24 protein-coding genes are annotated in these 24,296 nt (G+C 71.0%); 15 read left to right on the forward strand and 9 right to left on the reverse strand.

Annotated elements, in window-relative coordinates; genetic code table 11:
• The first annotated feature begins 125 nt into the window (after positions 1–125).
• The 3 genes from ACFWBD_RS33085 to ACFWBD_RS33095 are packed head-to-tail and all read left to right on the forward strand — an operon-like array spanning position 126 to position 3,255.
• On the forward strand, positions 126–1,004 hold the full coding sequence (locus ACFWBD_RS33085; protein ID WP_385675044.1) for an ABC transporter ATP-binding protein: 879 nt from the start codon (positions 126–128) through the stop codon (positions 1,002–1,004).
• Positions 1,001–2,554: an ABC transporter permease gene (locus ACFWBD_RS33090; protein ID WP_385675047.1), complete on the forward strand. Its 1,554-nt coding sequence runs from the start codon at positions 1,001–1,003 to the stop codon at positions 2,552–2,554. The genes ACFWBD_RS33085 and ACFWBD_RS33090 overlap by 4 nt, the downstream gene beginning before the upstream one ends.
• On the forward strand, positions 2,542–3,255 hold the full coding sequence (locus ACFWBD_RS33095; RefSeq protein ID WP_385675050.1) for an ABC transporter: 714 nt from the start codon (positions 2,542–2,544) through the stop codon (positions 3,253–3,255). Before ACFWBD_RS33090 ends, ACFWBD_RS33095 begins: the two co-directional genes overlap by 13 nt.
• A 471-nt stretch (positions 3,256–3,726) precedes the next feature.
• Here ACFWBD_RS33095 and mshD read toward each other — a convergent pair whose 3' ends face one another.
• A complete protein-coding gene (gene mshD, locus ACFWBD_RS33100) occupies positions 3,727–4,653 on the reverse strand; it encodes a mycothiol synthase (RefSeq protein WP_385675053.1) in 927 nt (308 codons plus the stop codon).
• Between the two features lie 249 nt (positions 4,654–4,902).
• On the opposite strand from mshD, the gene ACFWBD_RS33105 reads away from it, so the two are divergent.
• The 4 genes from ACFWBD_RS33105 to ACFWBD_RS33120 all read left to right on the forward strand — a co-directional run bounded on the left by ACFWBD_RS33105 (position 4,903) and on the right by ACFWBD_RS33120 (position 9,195).
• Positions 4,903–6,705 carry a bifunctional metallophosphatase/5'-nucleotidase gene (locus tag ACFWBD_RS33105; protein WP_385675056.1) on the forward strand — a complete coding sequence of 601 codons (1,803 nt, stop codon included), beginning with the start codon at positions 4,903–4,905 and terminating at the stop codon, positions 6,703–6,705.
• Positions 6,706–6,935: 230 nt separating this feature from the next.
• Complete coding sequence (locus ACFWBD_RS33110) at positions 6,936–7,070, forward strand: hypothetical protein (protein WP_385675059.1); 135 nt, start codon at positions 6,936–6,938, stop codon at positions 7,068–7,070.
• A gap of 91 nt (positions 7,071–7,161) precedes the next feature.
• Positions 7,162–7,296 (forward strand): hypothetical protein, encoded by a 135-nt coding sequence (locus ACFWBD_RS33115; protein ID WP_199920330.1) that lies wholly within the window; start codon positions 7,162–7,164, stop codon positions 7,294–7,296.
• Between the two features lie 105 nt (positions 7,297–7,401).
• Entirely contained in the window at positions 7,402–9,195 is a 1,794-nt protein-coding gene (locus ACFWBD_RS33120; protein WP_385675062.1) for an ABC transporter ATP-binding protein, read from the forward strand.
• 108 nt (positions 9,196–9,303) lie between these two features.
• On the opposite strand, the gene ACFWBD_RS33125 is transcribed toward ACFWBD_RS33120, so the two are convergent.
• The 8 genes from ACFWBD_RS33125 to ACFWBD_RS33160 all read right to left on the reverse strand — a co-directional run bounded on the left by ACFWBD_RS33125 (position 9,304) and on the right by ACFWBD_RS33160 (position 18,317).
• On the reverse strand, positions 9,304–10,098 hold the full coding sequence (locus tag ACFWBD_RS33125; protein ID WP_385675065.1) for a response regulator transcription factor: 795 nt from the start codon (positions 10,096–10,098) through the stop codon (positions 9,304–9,306).
• A gap of 47 nt (positions 10,099–10,145) precedes the next feature.
• Positions 10,146–12,245: a pectinesterase family protein gene (locus ACFWBD_RS33130; protein ID WP_385675069.1), complete on the reverse strand. Its 2,100-nt coding sequence runs from the start codon at positions 12,243–12,245 to the stop codon at positions 10,146–10,148.
• A 112-nt stretch (positions 12,246–12,357) separates the two neighbouring features.
• Positions 12,358–13,848: an ATP-binding protein gene (locus ACFWBD_RS33135; protein ID WP_385675072.1), complete on the reverse strand. Its 1,491-nt coding sequence runs from the start codon at positions 13,846–13,848 to the stop codon at positions 12,358–12,360.
• On the reverse strand, positions 13,845–14,582 hold the full coding sequence (locus tag ACFWBD_RS33140) for a response regulator transcription factor (protein ID WP_020130372.1): 738 nt from the start codon (positions 14,580–14,582) through the stop codon (positions 13,845–13,847). The genes ACFWBD_RS33135 and ACFWBD_RS33140 overlap by 4 nt, the downstream gene beginning before the upstream one ends.
• Before the next feature lie 118 nt (positions 14,583–14,700).
• Positions 14,701–14,910: a hypothetical protein gene (locus tag ACFWBD_RS33145; RefSeq protein ID WP_385675075.1), complete on the reverse strand. Its 210-nt coding sequence runs from the start codon at positions 14,908–14,910 to the stop codon at positions 14,701–14,703.
• Positions 14,911–14,939: 29 nt separating this feature from the next.
• Positions 14,940–16,202: a S1C family serine protease gene (locus ACFWBD_RS33150; protein ID WP_385675078.1), complete on the reverse strand. Its 1,263-nt coding sequence runs from the start codon at positions 16,200–16,202 to the stop codon at positions 14,940–14,942.
• A gap of 198 nt (positions 16,203–16,400) precedes the next feature.
• Positions 16,401–17,423, reverse strand: a complete 1,023-nt coding sequence (locus tag ACFWBD_RS33155) for a LacI family DNA-binding transcriptional regulator (RefSeq protein ID WP_385675081.1) — start codon at positions 17,421–17,423, stop codon at positions 16,401–16,403.
• A 105-nt stretch (positions 17,424–17,528) separates the two neighbouring features.
• Positions 17,529–18,317: a winged-helix domain-containing protein gene (locus tag ACFWBD_RS33160; protein WP_385675084.1), complete on the reverse strand. Its 789-nt coding sequence runs from the start codon at positions 18,315–18,317 to the stop codon at positions 17,529–17,531.
• 202 nt (positions 18,318–18,519) lie between these two features.
• On the opposite strand from ACFWBD_RS33160, the gene ACFWBD_RS33165 reads away from it, so the two are divergent.
• The 8 genes from ACFWBD_RS33165 to ACFWBD_RS33200 all read left to right on the forward strand — a co-directional run bounded on the left by ACFWBD_RS33165 (position 18,520) and on the right by ACFWBD_RS33200 (position 24,207).
• Positions 18,520–19,359 carry an alpha/beta hydrolase gene (locus ACFWBD_RS33165; RefSeq protein WP_385675087.1) on the forward strand — a complete coding sequence of 280 codons (840 nt, stop codon included), beginning with the start codon at positions 18,520–18,522 and terminating at the stop codon, positions 19,357–19,359.
• 37 nt (positions 19,360–19,396) lie between these two features.
• Positions 19,397–19,651, forward strand: a complete 255-nt coding sequence (locus ACFWBD_RS33170) for a MoaD/ThiS family protein (RefSeq protein WP_020130366.1) — start codon at positions 19,397–19,399, stop codon at positions 19,649–19,651.
• Between the two features lies 1 nt (position 19,652).
• Positions 19,653–21,167 carry a hypothetical protein gene (locus tag ACFWBD_RS33175; protein WP_385675090.1) on the forward strand — a complete coding sequence of 505 codons (1,515 nt, stop codon included), beginning with the start codon at positions 19,653–19,655 and terminating at the stop codon, positions 21,165–21,167.
• A 153-nt stretch (positions 21,168–21,320) separates the two neighbouring features.
• Entirely contained in the window at positions 21,321–22,058 is a 738-nt protein-coding gene (locus ACFWBD_RS33180; RefSeq protein ID WP_385675093.1) for a DUF2993 domain-containing protein, read from the forward strand.
• A 309-nt stretch (positions 22,059–22,367) separates the two neighbouring features.
• Positions 22,368–22,448 carry a putative leader peptide gene (locus tag ACFWBD_RS33185; RefSeq protein ID WP_351007875.1) on the forward strand — a complete coding sequence of 27 codons (81 nt, stop codon included), beginning with the start codon at positions 22,368–22,370 and terminating at the stop codon, positions 22,446–22,448.
• Positions 22,449–22,587: 139 nt separating this feature from the next.
• The gene (locus ACFWBD_RS33190; RefSeq protein WP_385675096.1) at positions 22,588–23,427 is read left to right on the forward strand and encodes a sulfurtransferase; all 840 of its coding nucleotides are present in this window, start codon (positions 22,588–22,590) and stop codon (positions 23,425–23,427) included.
• Between the two features lie 39 nt (positions 23,428–23,466).
• A complete protein-coding gene (locus tag ACFWBD_RS33195; RefSeq protein ID WP_010351646.1) occupies positions 23,467–23,754 on the forward strand; it encodes a DUF1416 domain-containing protein in 288 nt (95 codons plus the stop codon).
• A 180-nt stretch (positions 23,755–23,934) separates the two neighbouring features.
• Entirely contained in the window at positions 23,935–24,207 is a 273-nt protein-coding gene (locus tag ACFWBD_RS33200; protein WP_351766745.1) for a DUF3099 domain-containing protein, read from the forward strand.
• Positions 24,208–24,296: the final 89 nt, after the last annotated feature.

Below are 24,296 nucleotides of genomic sequence, written 5' to 3' on the forward strand. Positions count from 1 at the left end.
CCAACCGGCGTGCCCCGCGCGCCCGCTGGGCGGCTTCCCGGGCGGCGGTCCCGGGTGAGGCGGCCTCCCGCCCATGCGGCCCTCGCCCCGGCCCCGCCCGCCCATCGAACTTCCAGGAGCTCCACATGACCACCGCTTCCACCGGCCCCGCCGGTCTGACGGCCACCGACCTCTCCCTGCGGTTCGGCGGGACCCGTGCCCTCGACGGCGTCTCGCTGCGGCTGACCCATGGCGTCACCGGCCTGCTCGGCCCCAACGGCGCCGGCAAGACGACCCTGTTGCGGGTGCTGGCCACGGCCGTGCCGCCCGACGGGGGGGCGTTCACGGCTCTCGGGCACGACCCCGGCACCGCGGCCGGCCGCCTCGCCCTGCGCCGCACGCTCGGCTATCTGCCCCAGACCCCCGGCTTCCACCCGGAGTTCACGGCCTTCGAGTTCGTCGACTACGTGGCCATCCTGAAGGAGCTGACCGACCGCGGCGCCCGGCTGCGCGAGGTGCGGCGCGTGCTCGAGGCCGTCGACCTCTCGGAGGTGCGCGGTACGCGCATCAAGCGGCTGTCCGGTGGCATGCGGCAGCGTGTCGCCCTGGCCGCCGCGCTCGTCGGCGACCCCGGCTTCCTGGTGCTGGACGAGCCGACCGTCGGCCTCGACCCCGAACAGCGCATGCGTTTCCGTGAGTTGATCGCCCAGGCCGGCGAGGGCCGCACGGTACTGCTGTCCACCCACCAGACGGAGGACGTGGCGATGCTCTGCCACCGCGTCGTGGTGCTGGCCCAGGGCCGCGTCCGCTTCGAGGGCACCCCGGCCGACCTGACCGCCCGCGCGGCCGGCCGGGTCTGGAGCAGCACGGAACGCGACCCGAACGCCCTGGCGGGCTGGCGCACCGGCACCGGCAGCTTCCGCAACATCGGCGATCCGCCGACCGGCGCCGAACTCCTCGAGCCCACCCTCGAGGACGGCTACCTGCTCGCCCTCGACGGCGAGAGCGCGGAGGTGACGGCGTGAGCACCACGACCCCGACGAGCACGGAACCCGCCCCCACGCTCACCGAGCCGCCGCGCGAGGGCCGCCGCACCGGAGCCGTCCTCGCCCTCGCCCGCTTCGAGACCCGCGAACTGCTCCTGCAGATCCCGATGCTGTTCTTCTTCGCCCTGTACGTCGTCCTCATCGCCCTGCGGCTGATGAGCAAGGACGGCATGGACGCCTTCCCCGTCCTCAACACGATCGACCGCCGCACCCAGGCGGCGCCTCTGCTGTTCGCCCTCGCCCTGTTCATCTGCGCCAACGCGGCCGCGCTGCGTTCGCGCAAGCACGGCACGGTGCAGCAGTTCGGGGTTCTGGCCATGGAACCCTGGCGGCGCACCCTCGCCCATGTGCTGTCCGTGATCCCCTACGCGGGGCTCACCGCGCTCGCCGTCGCGGCCGAGTACACCCGGGAGGCGCTGAAGCCCGGCGCGATCGGCCACGGCTCCTTCGGGGAGCTGGCGGTCGGACCCCTGAGCGTCCTGCTGGCAGGCATCACGGGCGTGCTGCTGGCCCGTCTGCTGCCCTCCTCCTTCGTGCCCATACTGTTCGTCATCGCCGTGTACGTGCTCGGCATCCTGGTCTCCGGGCTCATCGACGTCGACCAGGAGTGGGTGGACTGGCTCGACCCGATCCAGTTCTTCTCGTCCAGCGGCGGCGACCCGGTCCCCAGCGACCTGCTGGGCCGCCCGGCCGGCTGGCACGCCCTGTACGTGACGGGCCTGTGCGCCGTGCTGACCTGTGTGGCCCTGCTGGTCGCCGGCGGCCGTACCCGGGCCGTCAAGGCGGCGACCGCGCTCGCCCTCGCGGCCACCGCGGCCGGTGTGATCGGCCAGATCCCGGGTGACACGGCGTCCCTGGACGCGGCGCGCAGGACGGCGTCCGACTCCCCGGAGAAGGTCCAGTCGTGCACGACGCACGACGGCTCGTCGTACTGCTCGTTCCCCGAGTGGAGCGGTGTGCGGGAGGACTGGGCCGAGGTCGTCGACCGCGTCAGGTCCGGGGCCGGTGGCACGGCGGCGGAGGCCCCGCTGACGATCCGCCAGCGCATCTACACGGACGGCGGAGTGGAGACGGACGGCGCCCTGGACCCCTCCACCACTCCCGGCGAGGTGACGGTCGGTACGCGCTGGGGCGGCAACCGCGTCCCCGAGTTCGCGGTCGGTGTCGCCTCGGTCCTGGTGGGGGGCTCGGAGGACGTGACGACCGAGCCGATGTGCGATGCCCGCGCGGTGACCATCATGTGGCTGGTCCTGGGCAACGACCCCACCCCGACGGCCACCTTCCAGAACGTACGGCTGGACGACAGCACCACCGGCTCGGGCGTGGTCCTGTCCCCGACGAACGGACTGAGCCTGTCGGGCGCGCAGACGACGGTCATCACGGAACTGCTGGACCAGCCGCGTGCCGAGATGACGGCCCGGGTCAAGGCCCACTGGACGGAACTGACGTCCGCGAAGACGACGACCGCTCAAGCCGCGAAGCTGCTGGGCGTCGAGGTGCCGAAGGAGGCGGATCCGTGCGGGGAGTAGCGCGAGCGGAATCGACAGGGGTTCCGCCGGACCTGTTGCGGTCCCTGGTGCCGCCGGTGTGGCGCGGTCTTCCCTGGCGGGCGCTGACCATGGCCGGCGGGCTGGGCCTGTTGCTCGCCGGTGCCACCCGGCTGCCGGACCATGCTCCGGACGCCGAACTGGGGCGGCTGGTCCTGCGCCTCACCGCTCTCACCGGGGCGCTGGGTCTGGCCTTCCTGCTGGACGACCCGGCCCGCAACACCACGGCGACGACACCGGTGGGCCGCCCGCGGCGCACCGTGCTGCGGCTGGCCGTCGTCGCTCCCCTGTCGGCCCTGTGGTGGGCGGCGGTCCTGCTCCTGACCCCTGCCCCGACCCGCCCCGCACTCGGCCCGGCCACGCTCGAGGCCGCGGGGATGGCCGGCGCCGCCCTCGCCCTCGCGACGATCGCCGTCCGCTGCACACAGACGGCGGAGGTGGGCAGGGGCGCGGCTATCTGGCTGGGGACAGCGGCCGCGGTGGCGGTGCTGGTCCCGAACCGGTGGGGGCTGCTGGGCACGTCGCAGGATCCCTACTGGGCGGCGACGCAGATCAGATGGGCGCTGGTGCTGGGGGCGACGGTCGCGTTGAGCGTGCTGTGGACACCGGAGCCGCTGCGGGGCCGACCCCGCAGACACGGGTCGGACCGGCTCAGCCCGTCCGGGGGCAGCCTCGCCGGATGAGCCCGAGGCCGCGGGTGCCCTGAGAGTCCGAGGTCCCGCCGCCGCCCGCCGCCGCCGACTGCCGCTGCCCGCTACCTGCTGCCGCCGGCTGCCGCTGCCCGCTACCTGCTGCCGCCGGCTGCCGCTGCCCGCTGCCGACTGCCGTCGCCGGCTACCTGCTGCCGCCGGCTGCCGCTGCCGCTACCCGCTGCCGCCGGCTGCCGCTGCCGCTACCGCTACCCGCTGCCGCCGGCTGCCGCTGCCCGCTGCCGACTGCCGTCGCCGGCTACCTGCTGCCGCCGGCTGCCGCTGCCGCTACCTGCTGCCGCCAGCTGCCGCTGCCCGCTGCCGCTGCCGCTACCCGCTGCCGCCGGCTGCCGCTGCCCGCTACCGACTGCCGTCGCCGGCTACCTGCTGCCGCCGCCCGCTACCCGCCGCCGGCTGCCGCTGACGCTGCCGCCTCTCCGTCGGTCCCGGCTCTCCTTGCCCGGCTCAGGTCTCCGTCCGGTACATCAGGTCTGTCTCGTGGGTGATGAACCCCAGCCGCTCGTACACCGACACCGCGGCCTTGTTGTCGGCGTCGACGTACAGCATCGCGGTGGGCAGGCCCTGCGCCGCGAGGTGCCGCAGGCCGATCGTGGTGAGGGACTTGCCGAGGCCGCCTCCCTGGGCGCCGGGGGCGACACCGAGGACGTACACCTCGCCGAGCTGCTCCTCGGCGTGCACCTTCGTCCAGTGGAAGCCGACGAGCCGCTCGCCGCGGAAGGCGAGGAAGAAGCCGGCGGGGTCGAACCAGGGCTCGGACCTGCGGGCGTCGAGGTCGCGCTGGGTGAGGGAGCCCTGTTCGGGATGGTGGGCGAAGGAGGCGGCGTTGACGGCGAGCCAGGCGGAGTCGTCCTTCCCGGGGACGAAGGCACGGACGGTCACACCCTCGGGCAGCACCGGCTCGGGCAGTTCGAGGTCGGTCAACGACCGCCGCATCTGCCGCAGTTCGCGGAACAGGGAGAGCCCCAGGACCTGGGCGAGGTGCCGGGCGGCGGAGTGTCCGCCGTGGGCCCACACCCGCAGCCGCTTGCCGGAGGCGGCGAGCAGGGCGGAGCCGAGCGCGCGGCCGTGTCCGTGGCCGCGGTACGAGGGGTGGACGACCAGTTCGGCGGCGGGTGCCTCGACCGGATCGGTGTCCTCCAGCTGGGCGTAGCCGACGAGTTCGTCGCCGAGGTTGAGGACCAGGTGGGAGATGCCTTCGCGGGCGCCTCCGCGCAGCTGTAGGCGGCCCTGTTCGGACACCGCCTGCTGGCCGTCCGTCCGGGCGGCCTCCGCGAGCAGTTCGAGGACGGCCCCGGTCTGTTCGGGGGAGAGCTCGGAGTGGGTCTCGATGGATCGGGAGCCGGGGATCCGTGCGATGTCGTCGCTGGTCATGCGTACGAGGGTAAGGGGCGGGCCGCACAAAGTGGCGGCAAGGGGAAAGGCGGAAGGCCGCGGTCCCGAAGGGCAAAGCACAGGGTAAGCGGAGGACGAAGGGAAACCAGGATGTAACCAAGAACCCCCTGTCGCGCTACGCGCGTTGACCCTAGGCTGCGCCGGACGGGGCCACTTCCTCATACGTCTCTCAGGGCCGGTCGGGCCCGGGGGACGCAGACGCCACAGGCAGACACCTCAGGGGGGCGCATGCCAGCCACTTCCCAGCCGCATCCGAACGGCAGACGTCGTACATACCGTCTTCTCGCGGCCGCCGCGGGTCTGGCCACCGCAGGTGCGATGGCCGCCGCGCTCCCGGCGGACGCCCATGACACCAAGCACTCCAAGCCGCTGCCGAGCCGCTACCAGGATGTGCAGCTGCTGTCCTTCAACGACCTGCACGGCAACCTCGAGCCCCCGTCCGGCTCCTCCGGCCGGGTCACGGAACTCCAGGCGGACGGCACGACGAAGACGATCGACGCGGGCGGTGTGGAGTACCTCGCCACGCACCTGCGCGAGGCCCGCAAGAGCAACGCGTACTCGGTCACCGCGGCCGGCGGCGACATGGTCGGCGCCTCCCCGCTGATCTCGGGTCTGTTCCACGACGAGCCCACCATCGAGGCGCTGAACAAGCTCGACCTGGACGTCACGTCGGTCGGCAACCACGAGTTCGACGAGGGCGCCAAGGAGCTGGCCCGGCTCCAGAACGGCGGCTGCCACCCGACGGCCGGCTGCTACACGGACAAGAGGTTCAAGGGGGCCGACTTCCCGTACCTGGCGGCCAACGTCCTGTCCGAGAAGACCGGCAAGCCGATCCTCAAGCCGTACTTCGTCTGGAAGAAGAAGGACGTCAAGATCGGCTTCATCGGCGTGACGCTGGAGGACACCCCCGGTGTGGTGTCCGCCGAGGGCGTCAAGGGCCTGAAGTTCAAGGACGAGGTCGAGACGATCAACAAGTACGCCAAGGTGCTGCAGAAGCAGGGCGTGAAGTCGATCGTGGCGCTCATCCACGAGGGCGGTCTGCCGGCCTCGGGCTCCTACAACTACAACTGTGACTCCGCGGGCGCGGGCGCCGGCATCTCCGGCCCGATCGTCGACATCGCGAAGAACATCACGCCGTCGGTGGACGCGCTGGTGACGGGCCACACGCACGCCGCGTACGCGTGCACGATCCCGGACCCGTCGGGCAAGCCGCGCACGGTCACCTCGGCCGCGTCGTTCGGCCGGCTGTACACGGACACCACGCTGACGTATGACCGCTTCACCGGTGACATCGCGCGTACGGCGGTCAAGTCGGCGAACCACGTGGTCACCCGGACCGTCGCCAAGGCGCCGGACATGACCGAGCTGATCACCAAGTGGAACACCCTGGCGGCCCCCGTCGGCAACCGGGCGATCGGCCACATCTCCGCGGACGTGCCCAGCACGGGCACCGAGTCCCCGATGGGCGACCTGATCGCGGACGCCCAGCTCTGGTACGGCAAGGAGCTCGACCCGGAGACGGACCTCGCGCTGATGAACCCGGGCGGCGTCCGGGCCGGTCTCACCTACGCGGCCAAGGGCAGCGAGGGCGACGGCGTGGTGACCTACGCCGAGGGCTTCACCGTCCAGCCGTTCTCCAACACCGTGAACCTCCAGGACTTCACCGGCGCCCAGCTGATCCAGGTCCTCAAGGAGCAGGTGAGCGGGACGAACGCGAGCGCGCCGAAGATCCTTCAGCCGTCCGCCAACCTGACGTACACGCTGGACCTGACGAAGAGCGGCGCCGACCGCGTCGTCACGGACTCCATCAAGCTGAACGGCGCGGCGATCGACCCGGCCGCCACCTACCGCGTCTCGACGAACAGCTTCCTCGCGGGCGGCGGCGACGGCTTCACCACGCTGGGCCAGGGCACGAACGACCTCGTCGGCGCCGACGACCTGACGGCCCTGGAGCAGTACCTGCTCGCCAACTCCTCGGTCACGGGCCCGATCGCCCCGCCGACGGCGAACCGGATCGCGATCGTGCAGTAACCCTCTCGGCAGGACAAGCGAAGAGGCGGCTCCGTCACCGACGGGGCCGCCTCTTCGTATTAAAACCTGTGTGAGTTCTCGATTGGTTCCCGCTGTCGCCTGAAAACTCATCTCAGCCGCAATTCATCGAGGTCTAAGCGGAATTGGCTTTTTCCGGCTCCGGTGTCCCGTAGTGTTTTCCATGTCGACAGCGAACGACGCGAAAGCGAACAGAGCGAACGGAGAACGTCATGAGCTTCCACAAGGTCACCCCCGTCAAGAAGGCCCGCAAGACCGCCGCCGCCCCGGCGCCGAAGCCCGTGGCCAAGAAGAAGGCCGCGAAGAAGGTGGCCCCGAAGCGCCGCCCGGTCTCCCACAAGGGCTGATGCCGAAGTCGGCACTGTTGCAAACCCGCGACAAATAAGCCACGCGTAAAACCAACATAATCAGCACCTGATAAATGGAGAGGTAATTCCCATGAGCTTCCACAAGATCACCCCCGTCAAGAAGGCCCGCAAGACCGCCGCCGCCCCGGCGCCGAAGCCCGTGGCCAAGAAGAAGGCCGCCAAGAAGGTCACCCCGAAGCGCCGCCCGGTCGCGCACAAGGGCTGACGGCACGCCACGAGGCGGGGTCACCGGTGAGAGCCGGTGACCCCGCCTCGGCCATGCCTCCATACACGCAGGGACATACACGCAGGGAGTCGAGGAGTTGCTGACATGAGGGAAGCCCGTGAGGCCTTCCGCCGCTTCTGGCCGCTGACCCGCGGCGACCGCAGGTGGATGCTGGTGATCGTGGGGTGCGTGGTGGTGTCCGCGCTCGCCGAGACGGCCTCCATCCTGCTGTTCGCCGAACTCACCGACAACGCCCTCGAGGCCGGCTCGCTCTCCGCCTTCTGGGGTCCGGCCGCAGCCTGGCTGGCTGTCGCCGTGCTGGGCGCGCTCGTCGGCTATCTGGGCAACTCGCTCGCGACCTGGACGGCGGAACGTTTCGTCCTCCGGCTGCGCGCGAACGTCTTCGGTCACGTCCAGGACCTCCCACCCCACTTCTTCCAGCGGCACCGCCGGGGCGATCTGGTGGAACGCCTGACGGGAGATGTGGAGGCCATCGAGCAACTGGTCGTGTCGGGTGTGGTCGGCACGATCTCCGCGGCCTTCTCGGCGGTCTTCTACGCGGCGGCGGCCCTGTGGCTCCGCTGGGACCTGGCCCTCGCCACCTTCGTCCTCGCCCCGCTCTTCCTCCTCGCCGCCCGCCGCTTCGCCGGCCGGATCAAGCAGGCCTCACAGGACGAACGCGTCGCCGACGGCGCGATCACCTCGGTGGTGGAGGAGTCGCTGGGCAACGTCGTGCTGACCCAGGCGTACAACCGCCGCCGCGACGAGGAGCGGCGCCTCGACAAGGAGGCCCGCGCGTGGATGCGGGCCAGTGTGCGCGGGGCGCGGCTGAGCGAGATGTACGAGCAGTTCGTCGAGGTGGTCGAGACCCTGTGCGTCCTGTCGGTGATCGGCCTGGGCGTCTGGGAGATCTCGGCCGGCCGGATGACCCTGGGCGCCCTGCTCGCCTTCGCCGCGTTCATCGGCTACCTCTACCCGCCGGTCCGCAGCCTCGGCCAGCTCGGCCTGACGGTCACCGCGGCCACGGCGGGCGCGGAACGCATCGCGGAACTCCTGGACGCGCAACCGTCGGTGAGGGACCCGGACGTCCCCGTCCCCGCCTGGCCGGTCCGGGGCTGGGTCAGCCTGCACGGCGTCTCGTTCCGCTACCCCGACGCGGCCCGCGAGTCACTGCGGGACGTGACCTTCACCGCGGGCCCCGGCGAACTGGTCCTGGTCACGGGCGCGAGCGGAGCCGGCAAGTCCACCCTGTCCAAACTCCTCACCCGCTTCTACGACCCCGACGCGGGCGTCGTCTGCCTGGACGGAGTCCCGCTCACGGACATCCCGCTGGAGTTCGTCCGCGAGAACACGGCGCTGCTCCCCCAGCAGACCCTCGTCCTCAACGGCACGATCCGGGAGAACATCGCATGCGGCCGCCCGGGCGCCACCGACCGGGAGATCGAGCGGGCGGCCAGGTCGGCCGCCGCCCACGAGTTCATCGCCGCCCTCCCCGACGGCTACGACACCCACATCGCGCCCGGCACCGCGGCCCTCTCGGGCGGCCAGCTCCAGCGGGTCGCCATCGCCCGCGCGATGCTCCGCGCGGCCCCGGTCCTCGTCCTCGACGAACCCACCGCCGGCCTCGACTCGGTGGCCGCCCGGCAGATCGTCCAACCCCTGCGCCGCCTCATGTCCGGCCGCACCACCCTCATGATCACCCACGATCTGAGCTTCGCCCCCGACGCCGACCGCATCCTGGTCGTGGACGAGGGGCGGCTGCTGGACGCGGGCACGCACGACGAGCTGATGGCCCGCTGCGAGGCCTACACCAGGCTGGTCGAACCGTGGTCGGAGACGGCGCGGCAGACCACGGCAGACAAGCGGCTCGCCGACGACACGCTGGTGCTCCGCCTCTGAAGCAGCCCCGCAGCGCCGCAGCCCCGCAGCCCCGCAGCGCCGCAGCCCCGCAGCGCCGCAGCCCCGCAGCCCCGCAGCGCCGCAGCCCCGCAGCGCCGCAGCCCCGCGTCACACCGCCCGCAGCAGGTACCCGAGCCCCCGCGCCGTCTGGATCAGCCGGGGTTCGCCGTACTGCTCCAGCTTGCGCCGCAGGTACATGACGTACACGTCGAGCGTGTTGGACGCCGGTTCGAAGTCGAAGCCCCAGACGTCCTTGTGGATCTGGGCACGGCTGAGGACCTTCGTCGGATGGCGGAGGAAGTACTCCAGGAGGGAGTACTCGGTGGGGGTGAGGTCGAGCCGGCGGGCGGCGCGGGTGACCGTGCGCGAGGACAGGTCCATGGCGATGTCGTGGAAGGCCAGCCGCGGGGAAGCCGTCCTGGCGGGCGGGGAGGTCCGTCGGCTGCCCCGGCGCAGCAGGGCCCGCACCCGCGCCAGCAGCTCCTCCGCGGCGAACGGCTTCATCAGGTAGTCGTCCGCGCCGTTGTCGAGGGCGACGATACGGTCGCCCACCGCGTCCCGGCCGGTGATCATCAGGATCGGGACGGTGGAGCCGGAGGCCCGGATCCGCCGGGTCGCGGCCAGACCGTCCAGGCCGGGCATGGTGACGTCCATCAGGACCAGGTCGGGGGCGTTGCCGGGGGCTCCGACGAGGTCGAGGTCGAGGGCGAGAGCGAGGGCGAGCCGTCCGTCTCCGGCGAGGACGGTCTCGTAGCCCTCGAAGCGGAGCAGCCGGCCGAGTCCCTCGCGGATGTCCGCGTCGTCGTCGGCCAGCAGTATCCTCCCCGCCGTACTCGCGCCCCCAGCCGCTGCCCCGCTCGCTGCCGCCCCCGCCGTCGTCCCCTCCACCGTGCGCATCACCATTCCCTCACGGTGTGGCGAGGGGCTGTGGCGGAGCTGGCAGGGGGATGTCAGGAGGCCGTGGGGGTCCAGTCGCCCAGCCAGTCCGCGACCTCCTGGGCGGCGGCCTGGGCGTCGGTCAGGAGGGGGCGGTCGGTGCTTGCGGCGCCCGCGCCCGCGCCGGTGTTCTTGTACTCCGCGAACCGGTCGTCCTTCCAGGAGAAGCCGCTCATGTCGGACCAGGGCGTGGTCTTGATCGCGGCGCTGAGGGAGGTGTTGCGGACGGTGGTCTGCGGGTCGAGGGTCGCGTCGCCGCCCGCGTGCCAGTTGCGGCCGAGGAAGAAGCTCCGGTCGGACACGTCACCGTTGACCGTGGAGTTGGCGATCAGGATGCCCTTGCGGTCGGCGGCCGTGCTGGGGGCCGTGACATAGCCGGCCGAGGTGCCGTTCCAGCGCTTCTTCAGGGTGATGACGGACTTGTCGATCACCGCGGTGGCTCGGCCGAAGATGAAGTCGGTGTTGCCGACGACGTAGGAGTTGGTGATGTAGACGCGGCCCAGCTTCTCCTTGGCCGCGGTGTCCACCAGCAGGGTGTCCTGGTCGCCGCTGACGATGATGCCGTCGAGGAACACCTTGTCGGCGGAGGTGCGCAGGGCGACCGCCTGGTTGGCGATGTCCTGGTGGGCGGCCTCGTCGAAGTCGTTGGAGATGGTCAGGTTGCGGGCCTGGAAGTCGTCCGCGTCGACGGCGACGGTCGCGCTGCCGCCGGTGCCGTACGTGCCGGAGCCGTCGGGCTTCGGCGTACCGGACGCGTTGTCGTAGACGATCGTGGTGTCCTTGCGGCTGCCGCCGGTGCCCTGGATGGTGACGTGCGGCTTGTTGGACGGGACCTTGACCAGCTCGCGGTACGTGCCCGGCTTGACGGCGATCACGACGCGCGCGGGGTTGTTCGCCGGTACGGCGTTCACGGCGGCCTGCACGGTCGTGTACTGCCCGCTGCCGTCCTTGGCGACGGTGAGCGTGGTGGCGGCGGCCGCCTTCGTGGTGGCGGTCGTCGTGGTCGCCGTCGTGCCGATGGAACTGCGCGGGCCCGCACCCGACTTGAGGAGCGCGGGGACGTCGGCCGCCTTGTCGAGGGTGTACGCGTAGTACGTCTTCGGGTCCCAGGCCGCGCCCGTGCCGCCGCTCTCGTTCTTGCCGGTCGTGCCGGAGAACACGTTGCCGCGCTGGACGAGGGTGGCGGTGGCGTCCCGGACGACGGGGTTGGTCAGGCCCTGGAAGTAGGAGTTCTCCAGGACCATGTTCGTCCCGCCGCGCGAGTAGTTGCCGTACGAGGACTTGATGTCCGTCCCCGCCACGTCCTCCAGGAAGTTGTTGTACAGGTGGGCGTGGGCGACGTTGTCCGTGGACGGGTTGCGCTGCTCGGTCTCGCGGATCCAGTTGTGGTGGATCGTGATGTCGGCGGTGACGTTGGCGGTCCAGCCGATGCCGAACGCCTTGTTCTCCTGGCTCAGCTTGTTCCAGGAGACCGTCAGATACGTCGTGTCCTTGCGGCTGTCGATGAGCCCGTCGGCCATGTGCCGGATGTCGTTGTGGTCGATCCAGACGTGGTGGGCGCCGTCCATCTGGATGCCGTCGTAGTCGTGTTCCTTGTCGTTCCAGACGCCCTGGTAGGCGTCCCGGATCGTCAGGTTCCGGATGATCACGTTGTGGACGCCCTGGCCGAGGAAGAAGCCGCCGCCGACGATGTGCCCGGCGGTCCCGGACCCCACGATCGTCTTGTCCGACTGGACCTTGATCTCTTTCCCGACCGGGTCCATCGTGATCGTCGCGGCGACGACGATCACGTACGGCTCGGCGGCCGTCGCGTACTTCTCCAGGTCGGCGAGCGTCTTCACGGTGACGGTCTTGCCGTCCCGGCCGCCGTAAGTGCCGTTCTGACCGAGGGCGTCGACGGAGGCGAAGCCGTCGGCGGTGGCGGTCGCCCAGGCGGGCGTGGCCGCGGTCGCGGCCGACGCCCTCGCCTGCGCGTCCGCTCCGAAGAGCCCGAGGTCCGTGCCGTAGGCGAGGGTGCCGGCGGCGGTGAGGGCGAGGGGGACGCCGATCGCGAGCGCGGTGCTGCGCCTGCGGTGACGGGGCTTGCCGGTGCCTCTGCTTCGGTGCGCGCTCATACGACATTCCGTTCCGTGCGGGGCGGGGGGAGTTGATGCGCTCCTGGGTCGCCGCCCGGACCGGAAAGGTTGCCGACTCACGGAAATACGTGAGGAGTACGTCGTCCGCCGCCTACGAGGCGATGGCGGGATCCTCCGGCGGAGGGGTCGGAGCCCCCGGCAGCCGGACCGTCGCCACCGTGCCGCCGCCGTCCGCGCGGGCCAGGCCGACCTGGCCGCCCGCCTGTTCCACGGTACGGGCGACGATCGACAGACCGAGGCCCGAGCCCGGGAGGGCCCGCGCGCTGGGGGAGCGCCAGAAGCGGTCGAAGACGTGCGGGAGTTCCTCGGTGGGGATGCCGGGGCCGTGGTCGCGGACGGTCAGCGTCCCGTGGCTCAGCCGGACGTCGATCGTGCCGCCCTCGGGGCTGAACTTCACCGCGTTGTCGAGGATGTTGACCACCGCCCGCTCCAGCGCGGCCGGCTCCGCCCGGGTGTACCAGGGCTCCAGCGAGGCCGTGATGGTCAGCTCCGGGCCGCGCAGCCGGGCCCGGCGCAGCGCCGACTCCACCGCGTCCTCCAGCGAGACCACCTGCACGCGTTCGCCGCGCTGGCCCTCGGAACGGGACAGTTCCTGGAGATCGCCGATGAGTGACGCCAGCTCGGTCATCTGCGCCGTCACGGAGGTGAGGAGTGCCTTGCGGTCCGCCGGGGGGATCGGGCGGCCCGTCTCCTCGCTGCGGGAGAGGAGCTCGATGTTGGTGCGGAGGGAGGTGAGGGGGGTGCGCAGCTCGTGCCCGGCGTCCGCGATCAACTGCTGCTGGAGCTCACGGGAGTTGGCGAGCGAGGCGGTCATCGAGTTGAAGGAACGGGAGAGACGCGCGATCTCGTCGTCGGTCTCGTCCTCGACGGGGATCCGGATGCTCAAGTCCTCCGTCCGGGCCACGTGTTCGACGGCCTCGGTGAGCTTGTCGACCGGCCGCAGCCCCGCACGCGCCACCGCCAGACCGGCCGCCCCCGCACCGACGACTCCGATGCCGGAGACGAGAAGCAGGATCAGGGCGAGGTCGTTGAGGGTGGACTCGGTGCTTTTGAGGGGGGCCGCGATGAGGAGTGCCGTGTCGGGGTAGAGCTGAGGCGGACTGCCCATGCCCTGGCTGACGATCAGCGGCGCGGTGAGTACCCGTACGGCATTGCCGTTTGAGTCGGTGCCATTGCGGATGATCCCTTCACCACTGCTGCTCGCCTCCTTGATCACCTTCTTGTCGGCGTCGGTGACCTTGACGGTGCCCGCCGAGGTCGCAGAGACACAGGCCGTCCCGTCCGCCTTGACCAGCTGGATGTAGGTGTTCCGGGCCCGGAGGTCGCTGATGTCGGGCTCGTTGTTCTGATCGGACTGAGCGGTCTGGGGGCAGCTGGCGAGGAGATCCTCGACCTGGTTGTACCGCTGCGGCTGTGACATCTTCCTGAGGTCGTTGTCGACCTGGTCGTACAACTTCCCCTGCACGATGAACCAGCAGGTCACCGAGACCGCCGCCACCGCGAAAGCCACGGCGGCAGCGACGAGCATCGACAGCCGGGCCCGGATGGGAAGGGTCCGGAACCGCCGCACGACCTTGTTCACTCCGCCCCGCCCTGTCGCAACACGTACCCGACGCCCCGCACGGTGTGCACGAGGCGCGGCTCTCCGCCCGCCTCCGTCTTGCGGCGCAGGTACATCACGTACACGTCCAGAGAGTTGGACGACGGCTCGAAGTCGAAGCCCCAGACCGCCTTCAGGATCTGCTCACGGGTGAGCACCTGGCGCGGGTGGGCCATGAACATCTCCAGGAGGGTGAACTCCGTGCGGGTCAGTTCCACGGGGCGTCCGGCGCGGGTGACCTCACGGGTCGCGAGGTCCATGCGCAGGTCGGCGAAGGTGAGCGCCTCGTCCTCCTCCACGGCGCCCGCTCCGGCCGCCGCAGCGTAGGAGCTGCGCCGCAGCAGGGCCCGTACGCGGGCGAACAGCTCGTCCAGTTCGAAGGGCTTGACCAGGTAGTCGTCCGCCCCGGCGTCCAGTCCCGTGACCCGGTCGCCGACCGTGTCGCGGGCCGTCAGCATCAGGATGGGCGTGGTGTCGCCGGCCCCGCGGATGCGGCGTGCGGCGGTGAGGCCGTCCATGCGCGGCATCTGGATGTCCAGCACCACCAGGTCGGGCTGGTAGGCCGTCGCCTTCTCCAGCGCGTCCGCGCCGTCCACGGCGACCTGCGTGTCGTAGCCCTCGAAGGCGAGGCTGCGCTGGAGTGCTTCGCGCACCGCCGGCTCGTCGTCGACGATCAGGATGCGCTGGGTGTCACGGTCGCCTTCGGCGGGGCTCATGGGCGTGGATTCCTCGGGTGCGGTGGGACGACGGGAGGCTGGACCTGCTGAACGTGCTGAGTGTCCTCAGCCTCGCACGGTTCCCGGTGTGCGCGTAAAGAGTGGGTTGGGGGTGGGATCAGCCGCGCATGGCCGCGAGCCGGTTCAGCGGCACCTTGCGCTGGTGCGGGCGGGCCGCCGTGGTGCGCAGGCCCATCAGCTGCGGGGCCGCCACCTCCGGCGCGCGGGTCGGCGCGACCGGCGGGTGCAGCTCGTACGCCACGTCGAGGGCCAGGCCGAGGTCGGCCGCACCGAGACCGGTCACCGTGTGCGAAACCTGCTTGATCATGACGTACTCCCTGACTCGGTGGTGGGTTGTCAGCTGTCGGAGCCGCCGGCCCGCAGCGTGGCGAGGTCGGCCTTGACGGTGTTGATCGGGATGGCGAAGCCGAGGCCGACGCTGCCGGCGTCGGAGGAGGAGGAAGAAGAGTCCGTCGCGGCGGAGTACATCGCGGAGTTGATGCCGATGATGTTGCCGCTGGCGTCGATGAGCGCGCCGCCGGAGTTGCCGGGGTTCAGGGAGGCGTCCGTCTGGAGCGCCTTGTACGTCGTCGTGGACGTACCGGTGTCGCCGTTGAACTGCTGGCCGCCGAACTGGAACGGCCAGCTGCCGTCGCCGCCCTGACTTCCCTGGCCCTGGCTCTGACTCTGGCTCTCGTCGGTCGAGACGGTCACGTCCCGGCTGAGCGCGGAGACGATGCCGCTGGTGACGGTGCCGGTCAGGCCCTCGGGGGAGCCGATCGCCACGACCGTGTCGCCGACCTTGACGCCGTCGGAGTTGCCGAGGGTCGCCGCCTTCAGACCGGACGCGTTCTCCAGTTCGATGAGCGCGAGGTCCTTCTTGCTGTCCGTGCCGACGACCTTGGCGGTGTACGACTTCCCGTCGCTCGTCGACACCTTGATCGAGGTGGCGCCGGAGATGACGTGGTTGTTGGTGATGATCTCGCCGCCGCTGGTGATGATCACACCGGAGCCGGTGGACGTTCCGTTGCTGAGCGTGGCGCTGACCTCGACGACGCTCGGGCTGACCGCGGCCGCGATGGTGGCCACGTCGCCCGTCTTGCTGGAGGGCACCACGCTGGTGGTGGTGGACGTGGAGACCACCTGGTCCTTGCCGGTCAGCTCCTGGATGCCGTAGGCCGTGCCGCCGCCTATGGCCGCCGCGACGATCGCCACGGCGGCGAGCAGCGCGAACGGGCCGCGGGCGCGCTTCTTCCTGGCGGGCGCGGGCGCGGGCTCGGAGGCCAGGGGGGTGAGGAGAGCGGTTCCGCCGTTGCCGCCGTAGCCGCCGTTGTCGGCGCCGCCGGCCGCTGCCTGGGTCTGCCACACCGCGGTGGGCTCGACGGCCGGCTGCTGCTGGTGCGCGGACTGCAGCACCGGCTGCACGGGCTGCTGCTGCACCGACTGCTGCTGCTGCACGGGCTGCGCGACCGGCTCGTACGCCGGCGGCGGCGGCCACTCCGGGTTCACCGGGGAGGAGTCCACGGGGGAGGAGGCGTGCTGCTGGGCGCCCTCGTACGGGGCCTGGTACGGGTTCTCGAAGTTCTCGTACTCGCCGCTGCGGCGGATGCTCTCGGTCATGGAACGAAGCTTCTCGCCCGACCATGAGAGCTCCCTGAGTGCTCCCTGAGAAGCCCGCCAGAACCTCGTATGCCCGATATAAAGAGCGATCCCGAAGTCGGGGGGATGCCTCTCAGAGACGTCTCATACCCGGCTCATACAGGCCGGTGAACGGCTCAGAACGGCCCGTGAACGGTTCGCGTACAGGCCCCTGAACGGCTAAGCGCAGCCGCAGGACCGCCGCACCATCAGCTGTGACGGGAACACCTTCAGCCGCTCGCGCCGCGACCCCGCGACCCGCAGACCGTCGTCCAGGACGAGGTCGACCGCCGCCCGGGCCATCGCCGAGCGGTCCGATGCGATCGTTGTCATGGGCGGGTCGGCGAGGGCCGCTTCCTTGATGTCGTCGAAGCCGATGACCGCCAGCTCGCCGGGCACGTCGATGCGCAGCTCGCGCGCCGCGCGCAGCAGACCGATCGCCTGGTCGTCGGTGGAGCAGAAGACGGCCGGCGGCCGGTCCGGGCCGGCCAGCAGCTCCAGGGAGACGCGGTAGGCGTCGTAGCGGTTGTACGGCGCCTCGAAGAGCCGGCCCTCGGTGCTGACGCCGGCCTCGTCCATCGCGCGCCGCCAGCCCTCGACGTGGTCGGAGACCGGGTCGCCGACGGAGGGGGTGTCCGCGGTGCCGCCGACACAGGCCACGTACTCGTAGCCGTGCTCCAGGAGGTGGCGTACGGCGAGCTGGGCGCCGCCCAGGTCGTCGGTGACGACGGCGACGTCGTCGATGGCCTCGGGGCGTTCGTGCAGCAGGACCACCCGGGCGTCCCAGGCGTCGATCTCCGCGGCCGCCAGGTCGTTCAGCGCGTGGCTGACGAGGATGAGGCCCGAGACGCGCATCCCGAGGAACGCCCGCAGATAGTGGACCTCGCGCTCGGCGACGTAGTCGGTGTTGCCGACCAGCACCATCTTTCCGCGCTCGGAGGCGGCCTGCTCGACCGCGTGCGCCATCTCGCCGAAGAAGGGCTGACGGGCGTCCGGGATGATCAGGCCTATGAGGTCGGTGCGCCGTGACGCCATCGCCTGGGCGACCCGGTCGGGCCGGTACCCCAGTTCCTTGATGGCGGCGAGGACACGCTCGCGCGTGGCCGGGGCGACCGGCCGGGGTCCGTTGTTGATGACATAGCTGACGACGGCGGTAGAAGTACCCGCCAGTCGCGCCACATCATCCCGAGTCACCTTGGCCACGCGCGGAGTCTACGCGGATGGACCCGCTCTGGGCAGGGCGTACAGGAGCTTCCCTGTGCGCGGGCGGCGCCCTTCCCGAGCGGGTGCCGGGCTTACCGGCGGGTACTACGCCTCCGCCGTGACCTCTGTGGCGTCCAGGGCGGCCACGTTGTCCGCATCCTCCGTGTTTGCCCGCTCGGAGCGGTCCGCCTTGGCCTTCGCCTCGTCGCTCGCGCGCTCCCCCTTCTCAGGGGTAACGAATCGATAACCGACGTTGCGGACGGTTCCGATCAGCGACTCGTGCTCGGGGCCGAGCTTGGCGCGCAGGCGTCGTACGTGGACGTCGACGGTACGGGTGCCGCCGAAGTAGTCGTAGCCCCAGACCTCCTGGAGCAGCTGTGCGCGGGTGAACACCCGGCCCGGGTGCTGGGCCAGGTACTTCAGGAGCTCGAACTCCTTGAAGGTGAGGTCCAGGACCCGGCCCTTCAGCTTCGCGCTGTAGGTCGCCTCGTCGACCGACAGGTCGCCGTTGCGGATCTCCATCGGGGAGTCGTCGTTGACGATCTGCTGACGGCCCATGGCCAGCCGCAGCCGGGCCTCGACCTCGGCCGGTCCCGCGGTGTCCAGCAGTACGTCGTCGATGCCCCAGTCGGCGGTGACGGCGGCGAGGCCGCCCTCGGTCACGACCAGGATGAGCGGACAGCCGGGGCCGGTGGAGCGCAGCAGCTGGCAGAGGCTGCGGACCTGAGGCAGATCGCGGCGGCCGTCGATCAGGATGACGTCGGCGCCAGGGGTGTCGACGAGGGCGGGGCCTTCGGCCGGAGCCACGCGGACGTTGTGCAGCAGCAGGCCGAGGGCCGGAAGGACCTCCGTCGACGGCTGGAGAGCGTTGGTCAGGAGCAGCAGAGAACTCATATGTCTGGTTCCTCCTCGGTCCCTGCGAGGACATTGCGGCACAGCGGCTTTTGCGGCACTGCTCTGCGATCCCGGGGGGCCGTACACCTGCGGTCACCTGGCGTTTCCCGCCCGGTTCCCATTTCGTATACAACGCTTCCGAAAGCACAAAAGGACCCGGGGGCTACGTTGCCCGAGTCCTCTGTCCAGCAGAATAGCCCACATGAGCAGCGGTCCGGCAGGTCATGTGGCACGTTCCACCGTTCGTCCGAATTCCGAGACGGGCACGCACGCACCATTGCGGACGTTTCTGCCCACCGCCGACGGTATTGCCGTCGATTCCGTATACGAACCGGGTGCGGTCGTATACGACGCCTCCGCGCCATCCACCCGTCACCCGGTGTTCGTCGTCGCCCACGGGTTCACCGGGGACGTGGACCGCCCGCACGTGCGGCGCGTGGCGTCCGCCCTCGCCCGGTACGGCGCCGTCGTCACCTTCTCCTTCCGGGGGCACGGCCGCTCCGGCGGACACTCGACGGTCGGCGACCGCGAGGTCCTCGACCTGGCCGCCGCGGTGGAATGGGCACGCTCGCTCGGGCACGCGCGCGTGGTGACCGTCGGCTTCTCGATGGGCGGCTCGGTGGTCCTGCGGCACGCGGCGCTGCACGAGGGGACGGTGGACGCCGTCGTCTCCGTGAGCGCCCCCGCCCGCTGGTACTACCGCGGCACGGCCCCGATGCGCCGGCTGCACTGGATGGTCACCCGCCCCGAGGGCCGTCTGGTCGGCCGCTACGGCTTCCGCACCCGTATCCACCGCCGGGACTGGGACCCCGTTCCGCTGTCCCCGGTCGAGGCGGTCCCGAAGATCGCGCCGACCCCGTTGCTGATCGTGCACGGCGACCAGGACGGCTACTTCCCCCTCGACCACCCCCGGATGCTGGCCGAGGCCGCCGCCGGCCACGGCGAACTCTGGCTGGAGCACGGCATGGGCCACGCCGAGCACGCGGCCGACGACGGTCTGCTGGCCCGTATCGGGGACTGGGCGGTCGCGCGGGCGGGCTAGCCTGACCGTGTACACAGCCGATCGATTGAGGAACCTGATGCCCAAGGTCACGGTGCGCTACTGGGCGGCCGCCAAGGCCGCGGCCGGGGTCGCCGAGGAGCCGCACGACGCGGCCACGCTCGCCGAGGCGCTCGATGCCGCACGTGCGCGACACCCCGGTGAACTCGTACGTGTCCTGCAGCGATGCTCGTTCCTCGTCGACGGTGACCCCGTGGGCACCCGCGAACATGAGACGGTACGGCTGGCCGACGGCGGCACGGTCGAGGTGCTCCCGCCGTTCGCAGGAGGGTGAGATGACCGACCAGCCGTACGACCACCAGGGCCACCAGGGGTACGAGGGGTACGAGGGGTACCAGGACTACGACCCGTACGCCCAGCAGCAGCCCCAACAGGCTCAGCAGCCCCAGCAGGCTCAGCAGGCGTGGCCGGGGCAGCAGCAGGGGTACGAGGACCCGCAGGCACACCTCCAGAACACGCAGCAGTGGCAGGGCCAGACCTGGGAGACGAGCGTCCAGGCGCCGGTCACCCCGGCCGACCCGGCCCAGACCGCCTATCTGCCCCCGCAGACGGGCGAGGCGCCGGTCTACGGCAGCCGGCAGCCCGCGTACGACGACGCCCCCGGTTACGGCAACGCCTCCGCGTACGGCAACGCCTCCGGTTACGGCAACGCCTCCGCGTACGACGACGCCTCCGGTTACGGCAACGCCTCCGCGTACGGCAACGCCCCGTCGTACGGCGGCGGCCCCGCGGCGGGCGCGGCCCTGCCGCCGGAGAACCACCTCCAGCCGCAGAACCACTCCCGGGCGGCGAACCACGCCCAGGCGCAGAACCACGCCCAGCCGCAGGACCACGCCCAGGCGGCGAACCACGCCCAGGCGCAGTTCCCCGCCCGGGCGGGGAACTGGCAGGCGGCCCCGGCGCCGCAACAGGCCTCCCACCTGCCCTCGGCGCCCGCCGCCCCCCTCGTTTCCGCGCCCGTGCCGGAACCCGCGACCGCGACCGGAGGCACCGGTATGACGTACGGCCCCGCAACCCTGGCCGGCAACGCCCGCGTCACCGACGCCCAGCGGGCCCGTCTGGAGGGGCGTTCGCCGGTCATCGAGCCGGGGATACAGCCCGCCGCGCTCACCGCGCTCCTCGGTCTGCTCCTCTCCGGGGCGGCGGCCATCGGCTCGTACGCGCTCCTCGTGCCGCTCGTCGCGCTCCAGGCCGTCACGGCGGCGGGCTGGTTCCGGCTGAACGGCATGTGGCCGGCCCGCCAGGGCATCGCGCTCGCCTTCCTGGGCGCACTGGTCTCGGACGTGGCGCTTCTCGCGGCAGGCAGGGAGAACGCGCCCGCCGCGATCTTCGGCACGCTCGGCGTCTGGGTGCTGCTCTGCCTGGTGCTCCAGCTGCGCTCGCACGCCGACCCCGACGAACGTATGTACGGACTGATGGCGACCATCGCCTCCTCCGCGCTGGCCGTCCTCGCCACCGGGCACCTCGGCGCCGAGCCGGACGCGGTGACGGTCGGCGCCGCCGCGGTGGCGGTGGCCGTGCTGGCCCGGGCGCTGCCGCTGCCCACCCCGGCCTCCGTCGTGGTGGCCCTGCTCGCCGCGGCGGGCGCGGGCATCACCGTCGGCGGGATGACCGGCCTGGGCGCCAAGGGCGCGCTGCTCGGCGCGGGCGCGGCGGTCTGCGCGCTCGTCGGCCACCGGGTCGCGAGCTACGACTACCCCTCCCGCTTCGTCCACTTCACGGCGGGCGTGGCCCTGCCGCTGGCCGCGGCCGCGCCGGCGGTCTACGTGCTCGGGCGGGCGCTGGCGTAAGGGGCGAGCAGGGAGTGAGCGGGGAGTAAGGGGCAAAGAGCGGTGATGGTCTGTCACAGGTGATCGACAAACCGCCGGTACCCCTTCCGCGCGGGGTTACCTTGAACCGTTGTCAATGAACCGTTCAGGTCATCCGGGTGGGGGAACTACCGCATGCGTGCGCTTCGAATACTGCTGGTCGTCGTCGTGGTCCTGGGCGGCCTGTTCGTGCTCGCGGACCGGCTGGCCGTGAACTTCGCGGAGGGCGAGGTGGCCGACAAGCTGAAGGCCAACGAGGGCCTCTCCGCCACCCCGGACGTGTCCATCAAGGGCTTCCCGTTCCTCACCCAGGTCGTCGGCGGCTCGCTGGACGACGTCGAGGTCGGCATGAAGGACTACGAGGCGGCGACCGGCACCAGCGGTCAGTCCATCCGTATCGACGACCTCCAGGCGGACATGAAGGGCGTCGAGTTCTCCGGCGACTACAGCTCCGCCACCGCCTCCAGCGCCACCGGCACCGCGTCCATCACCTACGCCGAGCTGCTGAAGACGGCGAAGTCCGAGCCGACGCGGGTGATGCAGGGCGTCACCGCCAACGTGGTCGGCCTCTCCGACGGCGGCAACGGCAAGATCAAGGTCGCCGTCGAGGCCACCGTGCTCGGCACCAAGCTGCCGCAGCCCGTGTACGTCCTCAGCACGGTCACCGTCGAGGGCGACACCGTCCGCGTGCACGCCGACTCGCTGCCGAGCTTCGGCGGGGTCCAGGCCGCCGAGAGCGAGGTGCGCTCGATCACCGACTTCGAGCAGAAGATCGACGACCTGCCCGGCGGGATCCAGCTCGACAAGGTCCAGGCGGGGACGAACGGTGTGGACATCTCGGTGAAGGGTTCGAACGTCAGGCTGGCCGGGTAGGGCTGCCCCCGGACCGACTCCCGGACCGGATCCCGGGTGAACTCCTGGGCCGGCTCCCGGACGGACTCCTGGATCGGCTCCCGGACGGACTCCTGGACCGGCTCCCGGATGGACCTCCGGTGGACGGTGAGCGTCCGACAGGCGAGACGCCGCCGTCCGTAGCGTAGAGGTGACGGCGGACACAAGCGCCCGGAAGCCGTGCGACGACGGCCCGGGCGCTTGTCATGTCCCACTATCCGGACGATCGCATCTCACCATTCGGCATGCTGGTGACATGCCCGCCTGTCCGTCCCTACGATCGTCGACATGATGCAGCGACAGGCGGATCTCACGAAGCGGCGGGCAGTAGACCTGTGCCGCGTCGCCGCCATGCTCTGTCGCACTTTCTGAGCGGAAGCGCCGCCGGCCTTCCGCGCCTCCCGGCGCCCTCACTCGAGGGCATCCGTGCGTCGGCCGCCGGCGAGGACCCGGCCGCGCACCCCTCCTTTCTTGCACACCCCCGCCGCAACTGCCCCGGAGGAGAACGAGCATGAGCCGCAGTGACGTCCTGGTCGACGCCGACTGGGTCGAGGCCAACCTCGACAACGCCGACATCGCCATCGTCGAGGTCGACGAGGACACGTCCGCGTACGAGAAGAACCACATCCGGAACGCCATCCGGATCGACTGGACCAAGGACCTCCAGGACCCGGTCCGCCGTGACTTCGTCGACCAGGAGGGCTTCGAGAAGCTCCTGTCGGCCAAGGGCATCGCCAACGACACGCTGGTGATCCTCTACGGCGGCAACAACAACTGGTTCGCGTCCTACGCCTACTGGTACTTCAAGCTCTACGGCCACGACAACGTCAAGCTTCTCGACGGTGGCCGCAAGAAGTGGGAGCTGGACGCCCGCGAGCTGGTCGAAGAGGTGCCCGAGCGCACCGAGACCTCCTACCAGGCCAAGCCGCAGAACAAGTCCATCCGCGCCTTCCGCGACGACGTCGTGGCGGCCATCGGCTCGCAGAACCTGGTCGACGTCCGCTCGCCCGACGAGTTCAGCGGCAAGCTGCTCGCTCCCGCGCACCTGCCGCAGGAGCAGTCGCAGCGTCCGGGCCACGTCCCGTCCGCCCGCAACATCCCGTGGTCGAAGAACGCCAACGACGACGGCACCTTCAAGTCGGACGACGAGCTCAAGGAGCTCTACACCGACGAGCAGGTCGACCTGGCCAAGGACACCATCGCGTACTGCCGCATCGGCGAGCGCTCGGCCCTGACCTGGTTCGTGCTGCACGAGCTGCTGGGCGTGGAGAACGTCAAGAACTACGACGGCTCCTGGACCGAGTACGGCTCCCTCGTCGGCGTCCCGATCGAGCTCGGCGCCAACAAGTAACCATCCGAAGACCGACCTGAACGACCTCTGGAGAAGCACATGTGTGGAGCGAAGGCCGGCGGCCCGGACGCCTCGACGATCAAGCCCGGTGAGACCACGATCCAGGGTCAGGTGACCCGCGACGGCGAGCCGGTGACGGGCTACGTCCGTCTGCTGGACTCGACCGGCGAGTTCACCGCGGAGGTCCCGACCTCCGCCACCGGACAGTTCCGCTTCTACGCGGCCGAAGGCACCTGGACCGTTCGCGCCCTCGTTCCCGGCGCCACCGCCGACCGCACGGTCGTCGCCCAGCAGGGCGGCCTCGCGGAGGTCGCGATCGCGGTCTGATCCCTCGGACCCCGACGCCGGAAGGGCCGTACCCCAGGTTCACCCCGGGGCACGGCCCTTCCGTCATGCACGGCCCCACCCCGATCGGCTGCGCCGGACTCCGTCCGGCGGTTGGGCGCGAGCCTGTCTGCCGTGATGGTGCCCTGCCCCGATCGGCCGCGCCGGATCTACCCTGGACGTATGTACGCCCGCCGTCGGCACGTCTACTTCGCCATGATGGGCAGCTGTGTGGTGCTGTTCGTCCTGGCCTGGGGAGTCGTGCGTCTCTGGTCGATGCCTGTGGCCGTCGGGATGTGTGTGGTGGCCATGGTCATTCCGCCGCTCGCCGCGATGGTCGCCAATCGGCGCGGTCCCGAGGACCGCTGGTGGGACGACCCCTCCGGCGATCCGAAGTCCGACGAGTGGTGGGACGAGCTGGACGGCAAGAAACGCCGCCCCCAGGACCGGCCCTAGGTTCTGTCTGATAATTGATCTTGTGGTGGGTCGTGGTGAGCTGACGGATGTGGCGTGGGAACGGATAGCGCCGCTGCTGCCGGGTGTTG

The organism is Streptomyces sp. NPDC060002, from assembly GCF_042737245.1.
In the GTDB taxonomy this organism is placed as follows: Bacteria; Actinomycetota; Actinomycetes; order Streptomycetales; family Streptomycetaceae; genus Streptomyces.